The organism is Acidovorax sp. LjRoot129 (assembly GCF_964253765.1).
GTDB lineage: Bacteria > Pseudomonadota > Gammaproteobacteria > Burkholderiales > Burkholderiaceae_C > Acidovorax.
In genome coordinates, this window is record NZ_CAXUSE020000001.1 from 2318289 (window position 1) to 2336073 (window position 17785).

Below are 17785 nucleotides of genomic sequence, written 5' to 3' on the forward strand. Positions count from 1 at the left end.
GGGAGGCTCGACGGCTTCAGCGGTCGGTGCAAAGTCTGAGCAGGTTGTAGGTCTATTTGCGCGCGGAACTGGCATAGGACCGCGCCCTACGGGTCGACAGTGCTACCAATTCCGAGAAACGGTTTCTCGTCACGAGCATCGGAGAACCGGAATCCATCGCGCAGCCATATACTGTTAATTTATACAGTATTTTCGCACGACGATGCCTCTGCAGGTTTTGCATCTATGTCAGTCTCTCTCCACCAAGCCTCTGGCACCTTCGATCCTGGCGTTCTTCCGCGCCACCTGGCCGAAGCCGTCTGGCGTGGGTCGGACCTGGGCGGATCGACGCGTCGCACGGTGGCATCGGGTTTCGCAGAACTGGACGCACAGTTGCCCGGCGGAGGATGGCCCACCCATGCGCTAACTGAGATGCTCACGCCTCAGGCGGCACTGTGCGAATGGCGCCTGCTCGGGCCGGCCATCGGGATGCTGCTGGAAGACGGCGGACGCATCTACCTTATTGCTCCCCCCAAGCAGCCCCATGCGGCAGGGTTGGTGCAGCTGGGCGTGGCGCCGGACCAAGTCGTCTGGATTGAAGCGGCAACCCCGGTGGACCGTCTCTGGGTGACTGAGCAGATCGTGAAGTCCGATCCTGCGGGGGCCGTGCTGTCCTGGCTGCCGCAGGCGCGGCCTGAGCAGATCCGGCGGCTGCAGGTCCATGCGCTCGCCTGTGACGCGCCGGTGTTCCTCTTCCGGCCCGTGACGACGCTGCGAGACTCGTCGCCAGCGCCGTTGCGTATCTCGGCCGCGCCCGCCGCGGGCTGGGACCTGGAGGTGCAGATTCCCAAGCGTAAGGGCTCGTCGTTTGACGGTTCGCTCTACCTCTCGGCCATGCCGGGCAATCTGGGCAAAGTGATGCCGCCTCGGCTGAAGTCGCTACCGGCGGCCAATGCGTTTTCTCGTCAGGAGGCCGCCGATGCTCGGGCATTGGGCCGCATTCCAACCCGTACCGCTGCCAGCGTGCCCTTGTCCCATTGACGCGCCATCGCTTGGAGTCTGGGCATTGCAGTTCACCCCCAGGGTGGCGCTGCTCCAGGGTTCGGTGGTTGCGGAGATGGGGGGGAGTGCGCGGCTATTTGGAGGGCTGGACGAGTTGCAAGGCTTGGTCGAGGCGGGCGCCGCAGACCTAGGGGCATGCGTAGCCTGGGCACCCACCGGAAGTGCTGCCTTGGCTCTGGCGCGCCATGCTGCAGATGCACCAGGGCGGGATGGGTTTCGGCGACCGTTGGCGCAGTTGCTGGATCCGCTGCCGCTGGAAGCGATTGCTGCGGTGAGTACGCATGAGGCCACGCTCGCACGCGTCGGCTGTCGCACGCTGGGGGATGTGCGCAAGCTGCCCCGTGGTGGGCTCAGCCGGCGTTTCGACAAGACGCTGCTGGCAGCCCTGGACCAAGCCTACGGTCTGCGCCCCGAGGTGTACGAGTGGCTCACGCTGCCCGAGACCTTCTCTGCGCGGCTGGAGCTGATGTCGCGCGTCGAGACTGCACCAGCATTGCTGTTCGGCGCTCGCCGTTTGCTGGTGCAGATGGCTGGATGGCTGTCGGCCCGGCGCCTGGGCGCTACTGCTTTCACCCTTCGCTGGTGCCACGACGTGATGCGCGCCAAGGATGCGGGCACGGGCGGCGAGATGACCGTGCGCACCGCTCAACCGACACAGAACGTGGAGCACTTTGCGCGGCTCTTGGCGGAGCACCTGGCCAAGGTGAAGCTGGCAGCGCCGGCGGGTGACCTCGAGCTGATGGCCACCGAGGTGATGCCCATCATCGAAGAGAGCCGCTCCCTGATTCCGGAGACGCTGCGCAAGGGCGGTACGACCGACTTGGCACTGGAGCGCATCCAGGCGCGCCTGGGCAACGAGTGTGTGCGCCGGCCGGCCCTGTCGCCGGACCACCGGCTGGAGTGGATGCAGTGCTGGGCCCACGAGCCGCTCAAGCGCAAGACCGTGGAGTCCCCTTATGAGCTGCCGCTCCCCACCTGGGTACTGGATGAGCCGCTGCTTCTCATTGAGCGCGACAACCGTCCGTACTACCAGGGGCCATTGCAGTTGCTGCTCGGCCCCGACCGGGTCGAGGGTGGCTGGTGGCATCGCAGCAGCGAGGAAGCCGATGCGCGCCCACTGAACGTGCAGCGCGATTACTGGCTTGCTCTGAGCCAGCACGCGGGCGTGCTCTGGGTGTTCCAGCAGCGCTTGGCGCGGGACCAGACCGCCTGGTTCCTGCACGGGCACTTTGCGTGAGCCCGGCATGCTGAACCGCCCGTCCCGATCGCTGCCGGACTATGTGGAGCTGCGCTGCGTCTCGAATTTCACCTTCCTTCGGGGGGCGAGCATGCCGGACGAGCTGGTGGGGCGGGCCCAGGAGCTTGGCTATAAGGCGCTGGCGATCACGGACGAATGCTCAATGGCTGGGGTGGTGCGGGCCCATGTGGCCGCCAAGGCTGTAGGCCTGCCGCTGCTGCTGGGCTCGCAGTTCTGCGTTCAGCCGCGGGACGATGCTGAGGCAGCCTTCACGCTGGTGGTGCTCGCCCAGAACCTCAACGGCTACGGCAATCTGTGTGCGTTCATCACCAAGCTGCGGCGCTCCTCCGAGAAGGGGACCTATCACCTGACGCTCGACCACATCAGCGGCACCGAGCTGGAGGACTGTGTGGTCCTGCTGTGCGCAGACCGCAAGGCCACGGATGCGCAGCTGGAAGCGGCTGCACTCTGGACGCTGAACCATTTCACAGGCAGATGCTGGATAGGTGTGGACCAGGTACGGCGCCTGGATGACGAGCTGTGGCTGCACCGCATGCGCCAACTGTCTGAGCTGACCGCGTTGCCGCTGGTGGCTGTAGGCGATGTCCACATGCATGTGCGCTCGCGCAAGCCTTTGCAGGATGTGCTTACTGCGACGCGCCTGGGCAAGCCGCTGACCGAATGTGGCCATGCGCTGCAGCGCAGTGCGGAGCGGCATCTGCGCACCCGGCTGCGGCTCGCGCAGACGTTTCCGGCAGAGTTGATGGCCGAGACGCTGCAGGTGGCGGCGCGGTGTTCCTTCAGCCTCGATGAGCTCAAGTACCAGTACCCGGACGAGGTGGTGCCCTCCGGGCACACGGCGGCCAGCTATCTGCGGCAAGTGACCTACGAAGGCGCAGGACGCCGCTGGCCCTCGGGCATTCCGCACAAGGTCCAGGCGCAGATCGAGTACGAGCTGTCGCTGATCTGCGAGCTGCGCTACGAACAGTATTTCTTGACGGTGTACGACATCGTGGCCTTTGCGCGCTCCCGCCACATCCTCTGCCAGGGACGCGGCTCAGCCGCCAACAGCGTGGTCTGCTATTGCCTGGGAGTGACCGAGGTGGACCCTGCGCGCATGTCGGTGCTGTTCGAGCGCTTCATCAGCAAGGAGCGCAACGAGCCACCAGACATCGACATCGACTTCGAGCACCAGCGGCGCGAGGAGGTGATTCAGTACCTGTACGAGAAGTACGGGCGAGACCGGGCGGCGCTCACGGCCACGGTCATCAGCTACCGGCCGAAGTCGGCGATCCGGGATGTGGGCAAGGCGCTGGGGTTTGACCTGGAGACCGTAGACGCGATTGCCAAGGGGCAACAGTGGTTTGATGGCGGTGACGTGCGGCTGGAGCGGTTTGATGAGTTGGGGATGTCCGTCGAGGACCTGGCGGTGCGCCAGCTCATTGTGCTGACTACCCAGCTGATCGGGTTTCCGCGGCACCTGTCGCAGCACACGGGTGGCTTTGTGCTCACCAAGGACTTGCTGTGCCGCATGGTGCCGGTGGAGAACGCCTCCATGCCGGACCGCACGGTGATCGAGTGGGACAAGGATGACCTGGATGCTGCGGGCCTGTTGAAGGTGGACGTGCTGGCGTTGGGCATGTTGTCGGCGATCCGCCGGGCACTGGACATGATCGGCCACCGGCGAGGCTACGAGTTCGGCATGCAGGACATCCCGGCGGAAGACAGCGCCACCTACGACATGGTCTGCAAGGCCGACACCATCGGGGTGTTCCAGATCGAGAGTCGGGCGCAGATGAGCATGCTGCCGCGGCTGCGTCCACGGTGTTTCTACGACCTGGTGATCGAGGTAGCCATCGTGCGCCCCGGGCCCATCCAGGGCGGCATGGTGCATCCGTACCTCAACCGCCGGCAGGGCAAGGAGCCAGTCACGTATCCGAGCGAAGCGCTCAAGACCGCGCTGGGGCGAACTCTGGGTGTACCGGTGTTCCAAGAGCAGGTGATGCAGATCTCGATCCTGGCAGCAGGGTTCACCCCAGGGGAAGCCGATGGTCTACGCCGCGCCATGGCTGCGTGGAAGCGCAAAGGCGGCCTGGGCAAGTACTACAACAAGATCGTGGACGGCATGACCTCGCGCGGGTACGAGCGGGCGTTTGCGGAACAGATCTTCGAGCAGATCAAGGGGTTCTCGGAATACGGGTTTCCGGAGAGCCATGCGGCCAGCTTTGCGCTGCTGGTCTATGCCTCGTGCTGGATCAAGTGCCATGAGCCGGCAGCGTTTTTGGCGGCACTCTTGAACAGCCAGCCCATGGGCTTTTACAGCCCGAGCCAGCTAGTGCAGGATGCCAAGCGGCATGGCGTCGAGGTGCGGCCGGTGGACGTGATGTTCAGCGATGTGGAGAGCTCGCTGGAAGACCTGCCTGACACCCCGGCGGTGCGGCTGGGGCTGCACCTGATTCATGGGCTGCGCGGCACCAGTGCCCAGCGGATCATGGACGCACGGCGCAAGGCACCGTTCGACAACGCCGAAGAGCTGGCAAGAAGGGCCAGGCTGGAGCAGCATGAGATGAAGCTCCTGGCTGCTGCAGGGGCGCTGGCCACACTGTCGGGGCATCGGAGGCAGCAGGTCTGGGATGCTGCCGCACTGCATTCACCGCCAGCACTGCTGGAAGACGCCCCGGTGGACGAAGACTTCCTGGAGCTCCAGGCTGCGCCCGAGGGCGAGGACGTGCTTTGGGACTATGCCTCGCTGGGCCTGACGCTACGCAGCCATCCGATGGCGCTGCTGCGCAAGAAGCTGGACAAGTACAAGCTCAAGACCTCTGAGGAACTGCGCCACATTCCTGATGGCCGCACGGTGCGCACCGCCGGCATCGTGACACTGAGACAGCAGCCAGACACCGCCAAGGGCACGATCTTTGTGTCGCTGGAAGACGAGCATGGAGCGACGCAGGTGATCTGCTGGCGGGGCATCAAGGAGAAGCAGCGCGAGGTGTTGCTGGGGTCCAAGCTGCTGGCGGTCAAGGGGCGCTGGCAGAAGGAGGGGGAGGTGTGCAATCTGATTGCGGATCGGCTGGCGGATCTGACGCCGATGCTGGGGAGGCTGGCGACGGCGAGTCGGGATTTCAGGTAAGCCACTACGCCATCAACAGTCTCTGTGTGATCGCTGCAGAATACTCAGGCGACACCCGTGATCGCGCTGAATCCTTCAGTTCACCGGGGTTGCTTCATCAAGACCCCAAATGTCTATGGCGGCGTTCGGCTTTCACGATTTGCGAGAGTACAGCGGCGGGATCGGTTTCGTGAGCAAAGGATCGTGCTTCCTTGGTGAGCTCCGCATCGAGACCTGAGCGCTCCGCCATGTTCACCACCAGTCGCATCAAAGCTGTGATTTCACGCTCAGTCAGCAAATTCATTTGCAAATCCAGATGATGGCGCCGCTCACTTTCTTCCGCATCAAGGTTCTGACTGATGAGGATCAGAATAGATAGAAAGATTGCCTCCAACGAGACTCCTAACAGGAGGAGGGTGTAGGGAAACGGGTCGAACTCCGTGATCAGCTCGTTGACTGCAATCCAGGCCGCAAAGAACATGGCATTTCCAACCAGAAATCCCACAGTGCCGCAGTTTCGCGTGATCGCGGAAACCATGCGATAGATACGCGGGGTCTTGCGCCTGCGATCCTCCTCAGTGCAGAGAAGGTTCTCAATGTTCTGCTCGGTAACCTGAGCGATATGGTCGTTGACGTTACTCATTCCTGATTTCCGTGGGTGTGAGGCGGAGAGCACAAATTTGTGTCCTACAGATCCCCTTACGCCCCAGTGCCGGGTGAGCCGTACGGATAATCTGGTTGTTGTTCAGTCTCAGGCAATCGAAACCTTGTCTGGCGTCATCGGCGTACTACGAATTCGTTTTCGGGGCGTGATAGATGGCGTCACATCCTTTTTCTACGCCAGTGAGACCAAGCTTTTCGTGCAGAAGGTCAAGCAGCGTTACCGATGCTTTAACGTCGAGTTTGCGCTTTCGATTGCGGACTGTCAGGGAAACTGACTGCGTCTCATCGAAAGACAATTCTTGCTTGATGTGAATTTCCATTTCTGTCGGACAAGAGGCACATTGGCTAGTTCGTTTTCATATTTCGCTTCAATTCAGAGTCGGCGCCTGCTACGTCGGGTGGCGCCAATTGGGGCGGGTGGCTGTTGCCAGGCCCTGAAGTGAGATGTGAGGAGCTAATTGGTGGATCAACCCCTGACGCAGACCTCGCCGCAATATTCGACGCTGCGTTTGAGTTTGTGACTAGAACCTCTGACCTGCCTGTTGCTCACTCAGATGGCGGCGGCCAATTGCGGGGCTCAATCGCCACAACTCGGTCTTTTTGCCTTAACCAATCCTCGAACGTTCATCACCGCAAGGCACACTTGCAACGCGATCACAGCGTTCGCTCCTGCCGGTATGCCCCAGCACACCCACAGGACGTTGCTTAACAGAAAGACCCAGAAGCCCACCTTTCTGCGACCTTCACTGGTCGAGCCCACTAGCCAAGCCGCAATGACGGAGGCCGCAAAGGCAGGCCACTGCATGAGGTCGATCCAGTTACTCATGTTATTTACAGCCGGCGAAGTTCAAATCACGGCCTCGACCAGGCCATGGTCTACCGCTTGCTGTGCGGTGAGGTACCAGTCCTTGTCCAGTACGCGGGTTTCGATCTCCCCGGCGGTGAGCGACGTGCCCTCAGCCAGCTTCGCAAAGCCTTCGCTCTGCAGGCGCTGACCGGATTCGATTTCCGCCAGCACGTCATTGACCTTGGCTCTGCAGCTGCGCAGTGCCCCGTCCAGATTGATCGTGGCGGTCATCTTGCGTTCATGGATAAGGAGCTCGCAATCCCGGGTGAGAAAGCGTCGGGACTTGGGGATTGCGGACATGATCGTGATGCCAGCCGAGAAAACATAGGTCTTGCCAAAGAAGTAGATCTCGGTGTCTTTCAGCTGCCAAAGGCGCAGCTCTTCTGCGATGCGACGACCCACTTCAGCATCGCCGCCATTGGTGCTCAGTTCGAAGACGATCGGGCCGCTGGTCTTTGCTTCTGCCTGCTGGCGAAAGAATTCAGAAAGCATGGCTTCGTTGACGTTTCCAAAAAGGCGTATGTCAGAGGCGAGTGAAGGAAGGGTACTTGTCATTGCAAATTACGTGAGGTTGACTGGGTTGCCACACGCTGGCAGGTGCTGCCGAGGGCGCGTTGATCCAGAGGCGAGACGGCGCATGACCGGACGATGGCATTGCGCTCCGGCCAGTGCGCTTCGAGCAGTTAGTAAAGTTACGCGGGAGTGCAAAGTCAATGGCTTGGCTCCTACATTGCTTGCCAGACGAAGCATGCTCAATCGGGTCTTCCAATTCACTAGCGGAGATTGCAATGGACTCGATTAACCGGAACCAGCCCGAGGACACGCACAAACACTTGCGCGGAACTGAAGCCACGGAGCGCATCCGGGAAATGGCCGAGGACGCCAAGTCGTGCTTCTTTTGCACTAATGCGCCCCTGAGCGAAACCCGCGGAACCCGGCCGATGGGCGTGGAGAAGGTGGACGAGGCAGGTCACCTGTGGTTCTTGAGTGCATCCGATAGCCATAAAAACCGCGAAATCGAAGCCGATTCCCAGGTGCGAATATTCATGCAGGGCTCCAAGCATTCGGGTTTTCTGGTATTGGACGGCACGGCAACGATTCACCGCGACCGGGCTCTGATCGACGAGCTCTGGGACCCGATCATGAAAACCTGGTTCACCGACGGGAAGGATGATCCGCGCATCACGGTGATTGAAGTCGCGCCAGTGTCGGGCTACTACTGGGACACCAAACATGGCAGCCTGGTAGCCGCAACAAAAATGGTGATCGGCGCTGCCATTGGCAAGACCCTGGACGACTCGGTGGAAGGGCAGCTGCGTCCATGATCCACCGGCTGCGCCGTTTGGGGCGCGCCATTGCGGACCTCCCGGTCGTAGGGGTGTTGGCATTGGCAGTACACAACTACATCCTTCACCAAAGTGCCAACCAGGCGGGCAGCCTGGCGTTCTCCGCCGTGCTGGCGATGTTCCCCCTGCTGCTGCTTTTATCGGCTGCGGCGGGCTTCGTAGGCCAACCCGGCGACGCGGCGGCACTGGCCGAGCGGGTGCTGGGCTACGCGCCGCAGCTTGTTCGGGAGGTGATGCAGCCCGTAGTGCAGCAGGTGCTCGCTCAGCGCAATGAAGCACTTCTCACGGTGGGGCTGGCCATCACGCTGTGGACCAGTTCCTCTGGCATGCAGGCGGTACGTTCAGCGCTGAATCGCTCCTACGGCATCGATAGAGGTCTGCCATTTTGGAAAGCACGTATCAAGTCCATGTTGTTCACGGTGGTGGTGGGCTCAGGCCTGCTGCTTGTCTTCAGCTCCGTAATCGTCATGCCGCGCATTTGGCAGTTCGTGGTCACCAATGTGGCTGCCGACGGGGAAGAGGTGATCTGGCTTTACGACGGTGTGCGGTACGGAGCAGCCTACCTCACGCTGGTGGTGTTGTATGCGTTGCTCTATGGCTGGTTGCCCGATATTTCACAGCGCGTCAGCACAGTATTACCCGGAGCTCTGGTCGGCGCAGGTCTGTGGGTGGCGGCTGCAGCGGCGCTGTCATACACGCTGCGCACAGCAGGAAAGCTGGCCCTGATTTATGGGAGCTTTGCCGGGGTGGTTGGCACACTCGTGTTTCTCTACGTGAGCGCCACTACGCTGATCTATGGGGCGGAGATCAATGCCGTGCTGCGGGAAAAGAAATCCCGTCAGACATCTGAGGCGACCCTGGTTCGCTGATCGGAGTGACTTAACAGGCTGTCTACCATCAGTTTCAACAATGCACCTCTCAGGGCATCATCGGTATCCACCACGGAAGTGATAAACCCTCGCTGAATCCGAATGGCGCGACCCTTGAAGTTCAAATCAAAATCTTGAAGGTGGCGGACCAGCAATTGGATCTGATCGATATCTCGGTCCGACGCCGTTTTCGATATGGTGACGGTGATGCTCATGGAGAAACTATTTAACTGCACGCATGTTCAGGCTGTACCAGCGCATAGCGAAACAGCGTCAGTGTTTTCCTACAGGCGTCGACTGCAATAAGTACGAGAGCAGGTGCGGAGAAATTTCAAAGGGCACCCATGACCGAGTCTGGACCGCCCTCCAGCGCCTGGGTAACCAGCATCCGGAGCAATTCCTCCTGCATCTTGTCCTCGGAGCCCTCAATCACGACGACGTCTCCGCGTCCCAGGACGGTCTCCATCTGATTTGCAGCGAAGTTGGCATCCGTGTCGCGCAAAAGACGGGCAAGCGAGACGACACGCGCCATAGCGTCGCTGGGCGTCGCGTGCGGAACGATGATGCGGATAGGCATGGATCGGAGGCTTTGCGGATGTTCGCCGCTGCTTGATCAGCACCCACCTGAAACCGCTGCTCGCGTATCGGTAGTGGACTCGATCACGTATGCAAGTTTGGCGACTGTCACAAGGGAGCATCGATTGTAGACTGGGGGTTGTTCGTCCTAGGTTGCCTTCATGAGTGCCTTCAACTCCGTTTCAGATGTCATCCAGAAGTACCTTGCAGTTTTGGAGGCCGAGGGTCCAGCAGGCCTTCAATTCTTGAATGAGCGTGTGCCACACAGGTACTCAGCGGTCTATCGACTGGAAGGTGGCACGCTCCACAACGAGTTTGTGTTTGACAAGCTCGGGGAGCTGACTCCGGAATTCCTACAGGTCGTGCCTCTCCAGGACAGTTTCTGCCAATTCGTGTTGCGAGAAGGCGTGTTTCAAACCACCGACACGTCGATCGACGATCGACTCTTCGGCCACAAGTACCAGGGGGTCGTCGGCTCCTACCATGGCCTTCCACTGGTGGACAATTTCGGCGAGCTGTACGGCACCATCTGTCATTTTGACGTTCAAGCGCACGATCTGAGCGACCATGAGTTCGCAGTACTTAAGCAAGCGGCAAAGATGCTTCCGCGGTTTCTCGGGCGCGTTCGAAAAGCGAGCTAGCTGCGGCTCTGAACGCCGATGGCGGTTCAACGACGGCTTCAGGCTGTTTGCGGACGTACGCCCCACTTTTGCGAGTGCATACTATCGGCCGCTAGCGGACATCTCGACACGTGCTAGCTATACAGCAAAGTTATTTGAAACTGTGGCCTAGAAAGTAGCTGAGTAAACAAAGCCTGTAGGAATTTTCATACCTCCGTCCAGTCGCCGACTCGATTTGCTGGCCTCGTAAGCAACGTTGAATATATATCGCTAGCAGCCCCTGCACATCAAGCGATGCGTAGCCTACTTCCGATTTGCGGCTGAGGGCGCCATCCTATTGAGTTGCTGCCACCCAGGGCACCCAGCTGAAACACCGCCACGGTGTCCACCAGGTCGCGGGCCTGCATATCCAGACTGCCAGCAGCTGCGGCCATCTCTTCCACAAGCGCTGCGTTCTGCTGCGTGGCTTGGTCCATTTGCAAAACCGCCTCATTGACTTGCTGGACGCCTTGGCTTTGCTCGCTGCCGGCAGCGCTTATCTCAGCCACGATATCCGTCACTTTCTGGATCGAGCTAACCACGTCCACCATGGTCTGACCGGCGCGATCTACTAGTGCGGTTCCTGTTCCAACCCGTTCAACGCTGGTGGCAATGAGCGCTTTGATCTCGCGCGCAGCAGTGGCGGAGCGCCCCGCGAGGCTTCGCACCTCGCTAGCCACCACCGCAAACCCGCGCCCCTGCTCGCCTGCACGAGCGGCTTCCACAGCAGCATTCAAGGCCAGTATGTTGGTCTGAAAGGCGATGCTGTCGATCACGCCAATGATGTCAGCGATTTTGTTGCTGCTGTCGTTGATGTCTTTCATGGTGCGCACTACGTCTGCAACTACTGCACCACCCTGCGAGGCGACCGAGGAGGCGCTTTGCGCAAGTTTGTTGGCCAGCCGCGCGTTTTCGGCATTGAGCCGAACCGTGGAGTTCAGCTCTTCCATGGACGCTGCAGTTTCCTGCAAAGCACCCGCCTGAGACTCTGTGCGGTTGGACAGATCGTTGTTGCCAGCGGAAATCTGCGTGCTGGCGCTGGCGACGCTTTCGGAGCCCATGCGCACTTTTGCTACCACCGTGGACAGGGAGTCCTGCATGACCGCCAGCGAAGCCAGCAGCGGCGAAAACTCGTCGCGGCCGGAGTCCGTGACAGGAACGGTCAGGTTTCCGTCGCGCACTCGGTTGGCTACCGCCTGCGACTCAATCACGCGACGCTTCAACGTAGCAGCGATGTGCCAGGAAAACACTAGCAGGCCCACTGCAATAGTCATCACCGCAGCCAGCAGGACGCGCAGCGATCTCTGAGCATCAAGCTCAATGGTGTCCAGAGTGAGATCCAGGCGTTTCTCCTGAGCTATGTTTTGCTTGGCAAGCACGGCGAGCACAACGTTTCGAGCTGGAATGGTCTTCTCGACCAGGAAGTCAAATCCTGCTTCCTTATTGCCTTGCTCAATAAGCTGCAGGTTCCCCGTCGCCAGCTGCCAGAAAGAGCCGAACGCGGCCGAGAGCTCGTCGTAGATGGCCCGCTCTTCAGGAGCAACAGCTGCACTTGCAAAAGCCGCCAGATCGGCTTCAATGATCTTGCGCTTTTCGCCAATGTCCGCAACCGTGCTGGCCAAGTCGGCAGGGGTGCGCACCAGCAGGGCGTGCCGGATCTGCAATGAAGAGCGTGTGACGTTCAGCTCCATGCGAGCAACGCGCAGTTGTTGCGGCACGTCGGCCTTGGCTACCACATTGGTAAGCCGAGCGACCTCGTTGAGATTGAACCAAGCGTACCCCGCGGTGAATAGCAAGCCGAGGATCAACAAGCAGGAGATGGCATAGAGCCGCGTGGCGATGCCCAAACGAGAAAGGGAAAACATGGAAAAACCTAGTGCGTGCCGCATCAATGGCGCGGCGGTGATTGCGCTCGCAGGGCGGGCACAGGGAGCACACGCCATCGTGTGCAAAGTGGGCAATGGAGCCCTAAGACACGTCAACCTGCGGTGGCCGATAAACGCCCGTCGCGACTGGCTGGTCACATCTAATACCCTTCATTCTAAGGTGTGACCTAGTGTAACCACCAATGCTTTTTTTGACTGACTCATCTAGCGAGTGACTTTTGATGCGCTGCACCAACAGTTACTCGCCGAGGGCACTCCAGTGTTGATGAGCAACAGCGTTGGGGGATAGCCTCGTTGAACGTCGTTTCTCGCTGACTTGCACTTCCGCTTTGGGCCAGTAGCGGCCCTCCACAAATTTCCCGAAGCGGTCGTTCCGACACGCGCTCAGCGTCCCGCAATCATCCGCAATTAATGGCTGGCTTCGGCTCAAACATAGGAATAGGCAGACTGACGCTAAACGCGGTGCCCTCCTCAGCCGACGAGGTGACAACGATGATTCCTCCATGACCAGCGACGATTTCTCGGGCGATGTAGAGACCTAGGCCCAGGCTGCTGGCCGGACGCTCATGCGGCTCTGACTGTTGTGCTGCCACTTGAACCAGCGGGTTGAAGATGACCTGCAGTGCATCCGGCGGTATCGGTTTGCCTTGATTGATTACGACTGTCGTCACATGCTCCGTGTTGCTGGTGACGGTGAGGAGCACAGGGAAAGCAGCGTCTCCGTGATTCACCGCGTTACTCAACAGGTTGGTAAGGACTTGCCGCATTCTTGGCGCATCGAAGGTGTGGAGGAGCTTTCCAGGGATCTCCGCTCTCATTGAGCGTTCGGGGTAGGCGGTGCAGACCTCATCAAACGCCTCGCGACATAGGGCGGCAAAGTCTCCTGGCTTCGGCTGCACGTCAATCCCACGGCCCAGCCTCGTACGGGTGTACTCCAGGAGAGAGGTGACCATCTCGTTGATGGAACCGATGCTTCGTTTGGCCACGCTCAGCGCCCGTTCTTTTGCGCCCGTTTCGCTCTTCAACTCCAACATCCGTAGACACGCACTGAGCGCGCCTAAGGGATTGCGCAGGTCGTGTCCCAGAACCGCCAAAAACGTGTCCCGGGAGTGCGCTACGTTTTGGGAGTAGGTGGCCGTGGCCTCGGCAAGGCCTTGGTCGATGCTCTCGTTGAACCGGGTGGCTTCTTCGAGAACTGACATATCGACGACCTGGAGGTGTCGCATCCATTGGCGCAGCACGGTCGCGCGTAAGGCCCGGTACTCTGCGCCCAACTGTGTGAGGTCGAAACCGACACGCTGACGCAACCAGCCATGCTCGGCAGCGAAGCTGCCGGATTTGAAAGGAGACAACCCCTTCGACTTTGCCTCGCGCTGGTCCTCGGTCTGCGCTGTCTCCATGTCATGCGCGATAGCCAACAGGATTTCGTGTGCGTGGTCCCTGAGTTCAACCACCGACATGGTGTCGCCGGCAGGAATCAGCGTTCTTGCAAACGCCTCCCATTCCACAAGGATGGGTTCGATATTCCTTTTGATGAACTGACTAAGGCGCATGCCCGAGTATGCGCTTGTAGGACTAGTCTGGCACAGTCGGCAACCGCAAGGGCCGCTTTTGGCCGTGACCAGTCCTTCAAAGCGTCTATCTCGAACTGCAGCTATCGCTGCGAAGCGGCCGCCGCTAGGTGCCCCGTTGAGGGATCGTTAGCTCGATACCCAACAGTAAGACAGAGACTTCGAACGCATTGCGAGCACCACCGGCGTCCCTATTCTTGGGCTCTGCCCGTCAAAGCAAGGCTCGAGCATCATTTCAGCCAAACGCTATTGGTCCAGCGTATCACTCGCGTAAGGGTGAGTGCGAAATGACGAGCGTCTCTGGAAGCCAGAGTGGAGATGGCCTTTCTGCATACGCAAGGGTCTACTTTGCTGGCGCGTTCGTTCCGGTTGCACTGTCCTTTCCCTTCGACGGCGTCCAAGATTGAGTCCCTCGCAAAGTTGACACGCCCAGCGTTCAGTGCGGAATGGATGTCACAGCGAGTTGAGCGAGCACTTCGTTAGAAAGAGCAGTGGACCATCGCATCCTAGCTGTACTGTTACCGCGCAAACGTTAACGCGCGTCAGTTCCCTCCTCGTTCGCCCACAGCCTAGCCAATTCCGCAGCCGTCTGAGGCTTGCCATACAGATAGCCTTGCAGTTCGTGGACCTCAAGGCCCTGCAGCGTGTCTGCCTGCGCAGAAGTCTCCACACCCTCTGCCACCACGCGTTTGTCCAGTGCCTTGGCAAGGGCAACAATTGCAGTCGCAATGGCCAGAGCGGGACGCTCCACACCAAAAGCAAGGACGAAGCTTTTGTCGATCTTGAGCGTATCGAACGGAAGGCGGCTCAAGTACCGCATGGCCGAGTAGCCGACTCCGAAGTCATCCAGTGCAACCGCGACACCTCTCGCGCGCAGTGCAGTCAGGCGTGTTACGGCTGCGTCAATGTCCTGAATGAGGGATCCCTCGGTGACTTCAAGTTCAAGTTCTCCGGGCCTGATACCGAACTCCTGCAGTAGTGATTGCAGGGACGCAGGAAAGGTGGGGTCGGCCAGCTGCACCGGTGAGAGATTCACTGACAGATGCCTTATCGGCACAAGTGGATCTAACCGCCATATCGCAAATTGCTGCAAGGCTTCGTGAAGAACACAAAGGCCGAGCTCGATGATGAAGCCTGACTCCTCCGCTAGAGCAATGAAAATATCTGGCGGTATCAACCCTCGGTCGGGATGGCGCCACCGAAGAAGCGCCTCGACGGAGACGATCTGTCGGTTTTGCGCTCCCACTCGCGGCTGGAAAACTACAAACATCTGGTCCGTTTTCAGTGCCTGATGGAGGTCAAGCCGCAGCGCGAGCCGATCGGCCAACTCGGCCGAAAGGGCAGGGTCAAATTCCTTGAGCTCGTTGCGACCAGCGCCCTTTGCGGCATACATCGCCAGATCAGCATGCCTGAGGAGCTCATCGTGTGAGGTGCCATGGTCTGGAAACAGAGCGATCCCGATACTGGCGGCCACCGGCAGAAGCCGCGGCGGCACGTTACACGGTTGACGAACGGACTCAATCGCGAATTCAATGTCCGCACGAAAAGCGCCCCCCGTGTCCGCAGGCACTACAAAGACGAACTCGTCGCCACCGACGCGCGCCAAAGCTGAGGCTTGGTGCCCGATGGAGTTGCGTAGGCGAACAGCCACTTCCCGAAGCACACTGTCGCCCACGCTGTGGCCATAGGCGTCGTTAATCTCTTTGAACCCGTCGAGGTCCATATAGACAACAGCGAAACGTGAACTCGGATGGCGTGCACCTTCATCGCTATTGGCGTCGTGCGTCAGATGTCCAATTGCTTCTGTGAGCCCGAATCGGTTTAGGAGGCCGGTGAGGCTGTCATGGGTCGCTCGCTCAAGCATCTGTTGCTCATGCAGCTCGGCGTGCAGCGCCACGGCCAAGCGCTGCCGAAATGCGGTTAACTCACGATGCGCTCGCCCGTTTGGCTCGGGCAGCTGCTCCAGGCGAATCCAAGCGCGCTGCCGAGCAGTCTGCTCGATCAGCAGGTACTGCCACGGCTCGGATCCGGAAGCAGAATGGTTGCCCTCGAAGTCAATGCGGGTCTCGTGCTGGTGCAGGGATCCATCCAGCTCGTATGACAGTAGCGAAGGGTAAGGGGCATCAGACGACCATTGCACCACCCCTACCGTCCCGTAACCAAGCTGTAGGTTCATATGCCCCAGCATCAGCTTCGATATCTCGACGAAGGGCCGCTGGTCGATGATGGCTTTGTCCATCTCCGCCAACACGCGGAATAACCGGAGGTCACGTCCCACCTCTTCGGTCATGGCGTTGAACGACTCAGCTAAGTCTGTAAATTCGTTATGGCGGCCTGTGACCTGCACACGACGCGTGAAATCGCCTGCTAGTACGGCCTTGGTACCGGAGGTCAGCGCGTCTAATGGTTGGGTGAGTCGGCGCAAAAGAACTGAGCTGCTCGCCAGCGCCAGCAAAAAGACGATCCCAGCGACGTTGGCAACGAGCGCGGCAAGTCCAATGGGCAGATAGCGACGCACATCTTCTTGCCCGGTGATCGTTATCGTCCAAGTGGGCGCGTCAAAATATGGCCGAAAGAATATTTCGCGTTGCGATTGGACCGAATAGTGAGCTGTGTGCTCTACGCCTTGGCAAAAGGACGCCGAAAGTTGCGGTCCCGCAAAACAAATCCTATGGGTCCCCGACTGTGCGTTGTCCCATAAGTAGTCAGCGCTTAAGCGGCCACGGACAGAGGCGCCTTGGATATGCGCGAGTAACTCCACTGAGGGCGCTCCCCCGGATTGCACGGCATCGGTGACAAGCAGGACCGTTGCTTCACTTGACTTCGGGCCAGCTTCAGTTTGAGCGAGCCTTTCCACACTGACGAACATGGCCTGAAGTGCGGGATCCAGTACTACTGACCCAGGCTCATGCAAAGCAGAAAGATCGTAGACCTGCAGCAGCCTTTCAGCTGCGCGCAGACGGTCAATCAGACTGATGCTCAACGCCTTAGCCAACTCACTGCTTAACTGCGCCGCTGAATGCCGCACCACATATTCAGTGAGGTGGTAAGCCAGAAACGACATTGCTCCAACTGGCACAGCCACGAGCACGAAAAACGTGCCCAATAACTGACGTCCAACGCGGCTGTAGAGGATTGCTTGTGCCGCACTCAGGCGCATTCAGTAGTCCTCGGCAACGCCGACGAAGCCGCCGTTATTAGCGCGAATAATGTCATCACGACTTGCTTTGGCTGTCAGCGGAGTCTGGCTCTGGCCATCGGGACCCATGCTGTACAAGTCGTAGTCGCTGTTAAGAGGATGCAGGGATTTATCTTTACGTTTCGCACCTACAGTAGCCCCATCCATCGACAAATATCGGTACGGAGAACCCCACGGGTCTAACCGGTTATCAGGAAGTTCGGCCAAGCTTGTGGGATATGCGCCCCTGAACGTCACATACCTTTCTAGGCTTAGACTGATCTCGAGTATGTCTTTTTTGGCAACTGCGATCTTGCCGCGAGTTATATACAACTGGTAGCTAGGCATCGCCACTGCTGAGAGCAACCCGATAAGCGCAACTGTGATCAACAGCTCGAGGAGCGTCACGCCAATGGCACGCCATATTCTATTTTTGGGCTTGCAAAACGTCATGAAATAGAACCTTTGCAAGACTCAGAGAAATCCAAGATCTGATGAAGCCCCTGGCATGTTCCCGGCAAGGCATATTTTCGGTATTTCGTTGAAACTAGCTAGTGCGGATTTTCGCACGCCTGGCGCAGCTACCTGCGGGGCGAGCATTTGAGCAACCGCCCGCTGACCCACTCTTGTGGATCTGAGCTATCCAAAGCAAGCCCACCGTGGCTTGGGACCTTCACCGAACAGTCGCGCAAGAGCTTGCCGTTTCAGAATGGTTGGTCGCGAGGCCATGAAGGACGCCTTCTTTCAGTTACACACTTCCTTCGATGTGCCACGGGCCCGGGTCGCTTCCGCTGATTTCC

15 protein-coding genes are annotated in these 17785 nt (G+C 59.5%); 6 read left to right on the forward strand and 9 right to left on the reverse strand.

Going from position 1 to position 17785, the window contains the following annotated elements:
* Positions 1-225: 225 nt before the first annotated feature.
* Genes imuA through ACSQ3Q_RS10660 form a run of 3 tightly spaced genes read left to right on the forward strand, consistent with a single transcriptional unit; the run spans position 226 to position 5411 of the window.
* Positions 226-1020 carry a translesion DNA synthesis-associated protein ImuA gene (imuA, locus tag ACSQ3Q_RS10650; protein ID WP_436134352.1) on the forward strand — a complete coding sequence of 265 codons (795 nt, stop codon included), beginning with the start codon at positions 226-228 and terminating at the stop codon, positions 1018-1020.
* Positions 959-2278, forward strand: coding sequence for a Y-family DNA polymerase (locus ACSQ3Q_RS10655; RefSeq protein ID WP_436134353.1), 1320 nt, complete (start codon positions 959-961; stop codon positions 2276-2278). Before imuA ends, ACSQ3Q_RS10655 begins: the two co-directional genes overlap by 62 nt.
* A gap of 7 nt (positions 2279-2285) precedes the next feature.
* The gene (locus ACSQ3Q_RS10660) at positions 2286-5411 is read left to right on the forward strand and encodes an error-prone DNA polymerase (RefSeq protein ID WP_436134354.1); all 3126 of its coding nucleotides are present in this window, start codon (positions 2286-2288) and stop codon (positions 5409-5411) included.
* A gap of 97 nt (positions 5412-5508) precedes the next feature.
* Here the strand turns inward: ACSQ3Q_RS10660 and ACSQ3Q_RS10665 are convergent, their stop codons facing one another.
* From ACSQ3Q_RS10665 to ACSQ3Q_RS10675, 3 genes are all read right to left on the reverse strand, one after another.
* Positions 5509-6033: a DUF1003 domain-containing protein gene (locus ACSQ3Q_RS10665; RefSeq protein ID WP_436134355.1), complete on the reverse strand. Its 525-nt coding sequence runs from the start codon at positions 6031-6033 to the stop codon at positions 5509-5511.
* A gap of 145 nt (positions 6034-6178) precedes the next feature.
* Entirely contained in the window at positions 6179-6373 is a 195-nt protein-coding gene (locus ACSQ3Q_RS10670) for a hypothetical protein (protein WP_436134356.1), read from the reverse strand.
* Between the two features lie 527 nt (positions 6374-6900).
* Positions 6901-7455 carry an ATP-dependent Clp protease proteolytic subunit gene (locus tag ACSQ3Q_RS10675; RefSeq protein ID WP_436134357.1) on the reverse strand — a complete coding sequence of 185 codons (555 nt, stop codon included), beginning with the start codon at positions 7453-7455 and terminating at the stop codon, positions 6901-6903.
* Between the two features lie 233 nt (positions 7456-7688).
* On the opposite strand from ACSQ3Q_RS10675, the gene ACSQ3Q_RS10680 reads away from it, so the two are divergent.
* Entirely contained in the window at positions 7689-8225 is a 537-nt protein-coding gene (locus ACSQ3Q_RS10680; RefSeq protein WP_436134358.1) for a pyridoxamine 5'-phosphate oxidase family protein, read from the forward strand.
* Positions 8222-9115, forward strand: coding sequence for a YihY/virulence factor BrkB family protein (locus ACSQ3Q_RS10685; RefSeq protein ID WP_436134359.1), 894 nt, complete (start codon positions 8222-8224; stop codon positions 9113-9115). Before ACSQ3Q_RS10680 ends, ACSQ3Q_RS10685 begins: the two co-directional genes overlap by 4 nt.
* Here the strand turns inward: ACSQ3Q_RS10685 and ACSQ3Q_RS10690 are convergent.
* Together ACSQ3Q_RS10690 and ACSQ3Q_RS10695 are read right to left on the reverse strand one after the other, a co-directional pair.
* Positions 9085-9330 (reverse strand): hypothetical protein, encoded by a 246-nt coding sequence (locus ACSQ3Q_RS10690; protein WP_436134360.1) that lies wholly within the window; start codon positions 9328-9330, stop codon positions 9085-9087. The two genes, ACSQ3Q_RS10685 and ACSQ3Q_RS10690, sit on opposite strands and share 31 nt — an antisense overlap.
* Before the next feature lie 116 nt (positions 9331-9446).
* Positions 9447-9692 carry a hypothetical protein gene (locus ACSQ3Q_RS10695; RefSeq protein ID WP_436134361.1) on the reverse strand — a complete coding sequence of 82 codons (246 nt, stop codon included), beginning with the start codon at positions 9690-9692 and terminating at the stop codon, positions 9447-9449.
* Positions 9693-9852: 160 nt separating this feature from the next.
* Here ACSQ3Q_RS10695 and ACSQ3Q_RS10700 point away from each other — a divergent pair, with 160 nt between their 5' ends.
* Positions 9853-10332 (forward strand): GAF domain-containing protein, encoded by a 480-nt coding sequence (locus tag ACSQ3Q_RS10700; RefSeq protein WP_436134362.1) that lies wholly within the window; start codon positions 9853-9855, stop codon positions 10330-10332.
* A gap of 266 nt (positions 10333-10598) precedes the next feature.
* Here the strand turns inward: ACSQ3Q_RS10700 and ACSQ3Q_RS10705 are convergent, their stop codons facing one another.
* The 4 genes from ACSQ3Q_RS10705 to ACSQ3Q_RS10720 all read right to left on the reverse strand — a co-directional run bounded on the left by ACSQ3Q_RS10705 (position 10599) and on the right by ACSQ3Q_RS10720 (position 17438).
* Positions 10599-12215: a methyl-accepting chemotaxis protein gene (locus tag ACSQ3Q_RS10705; RefSeq protein WP_436134363.1), complete on the reverse strand. Its 1617-nt coding sequence runs from the start codon at positions 12213-12215 to the stop codon at positions 10599-10601.
* A 419-nt stretch (positions 12216-12634) separates the two neighbouring features.
* Positions 12635-13789, reverse strand: coding sequence for an ATP-binding protein (locus ACSQ3Q_RS10710; protein ID WP_436134364.1), 1155 nt, complete (start codon positions 13787-13789; stop codon positions 12635-12637).
* 550 nt (positions 13790-14339) lie between these two features.
* Positions 14340-16967: a putative bifunctional diguanylate cyclase/phosphodiesterase gene (locus ACSQ3Q_RS10715; protein ID WP_436134365.1), complete on the reverse strand. Its 2628-nt coding sequence runs from the start codon at positions 16965-16967 to the stop codon at positions 14340-14342.
* Complete coding sequence (locus ACSQ3Q_RS10720) at positions 16968-17438, reverse strand: prepilin-type N-terminal cleavage/methylation domain-containing protein (RefSeq protein WP_436134366.1); 471 nt, start codon at positions 17436-17438, stop codon at positions 16968-16970.
* Positions 17439-17785 lie beyond the last annotated feature (347 nt).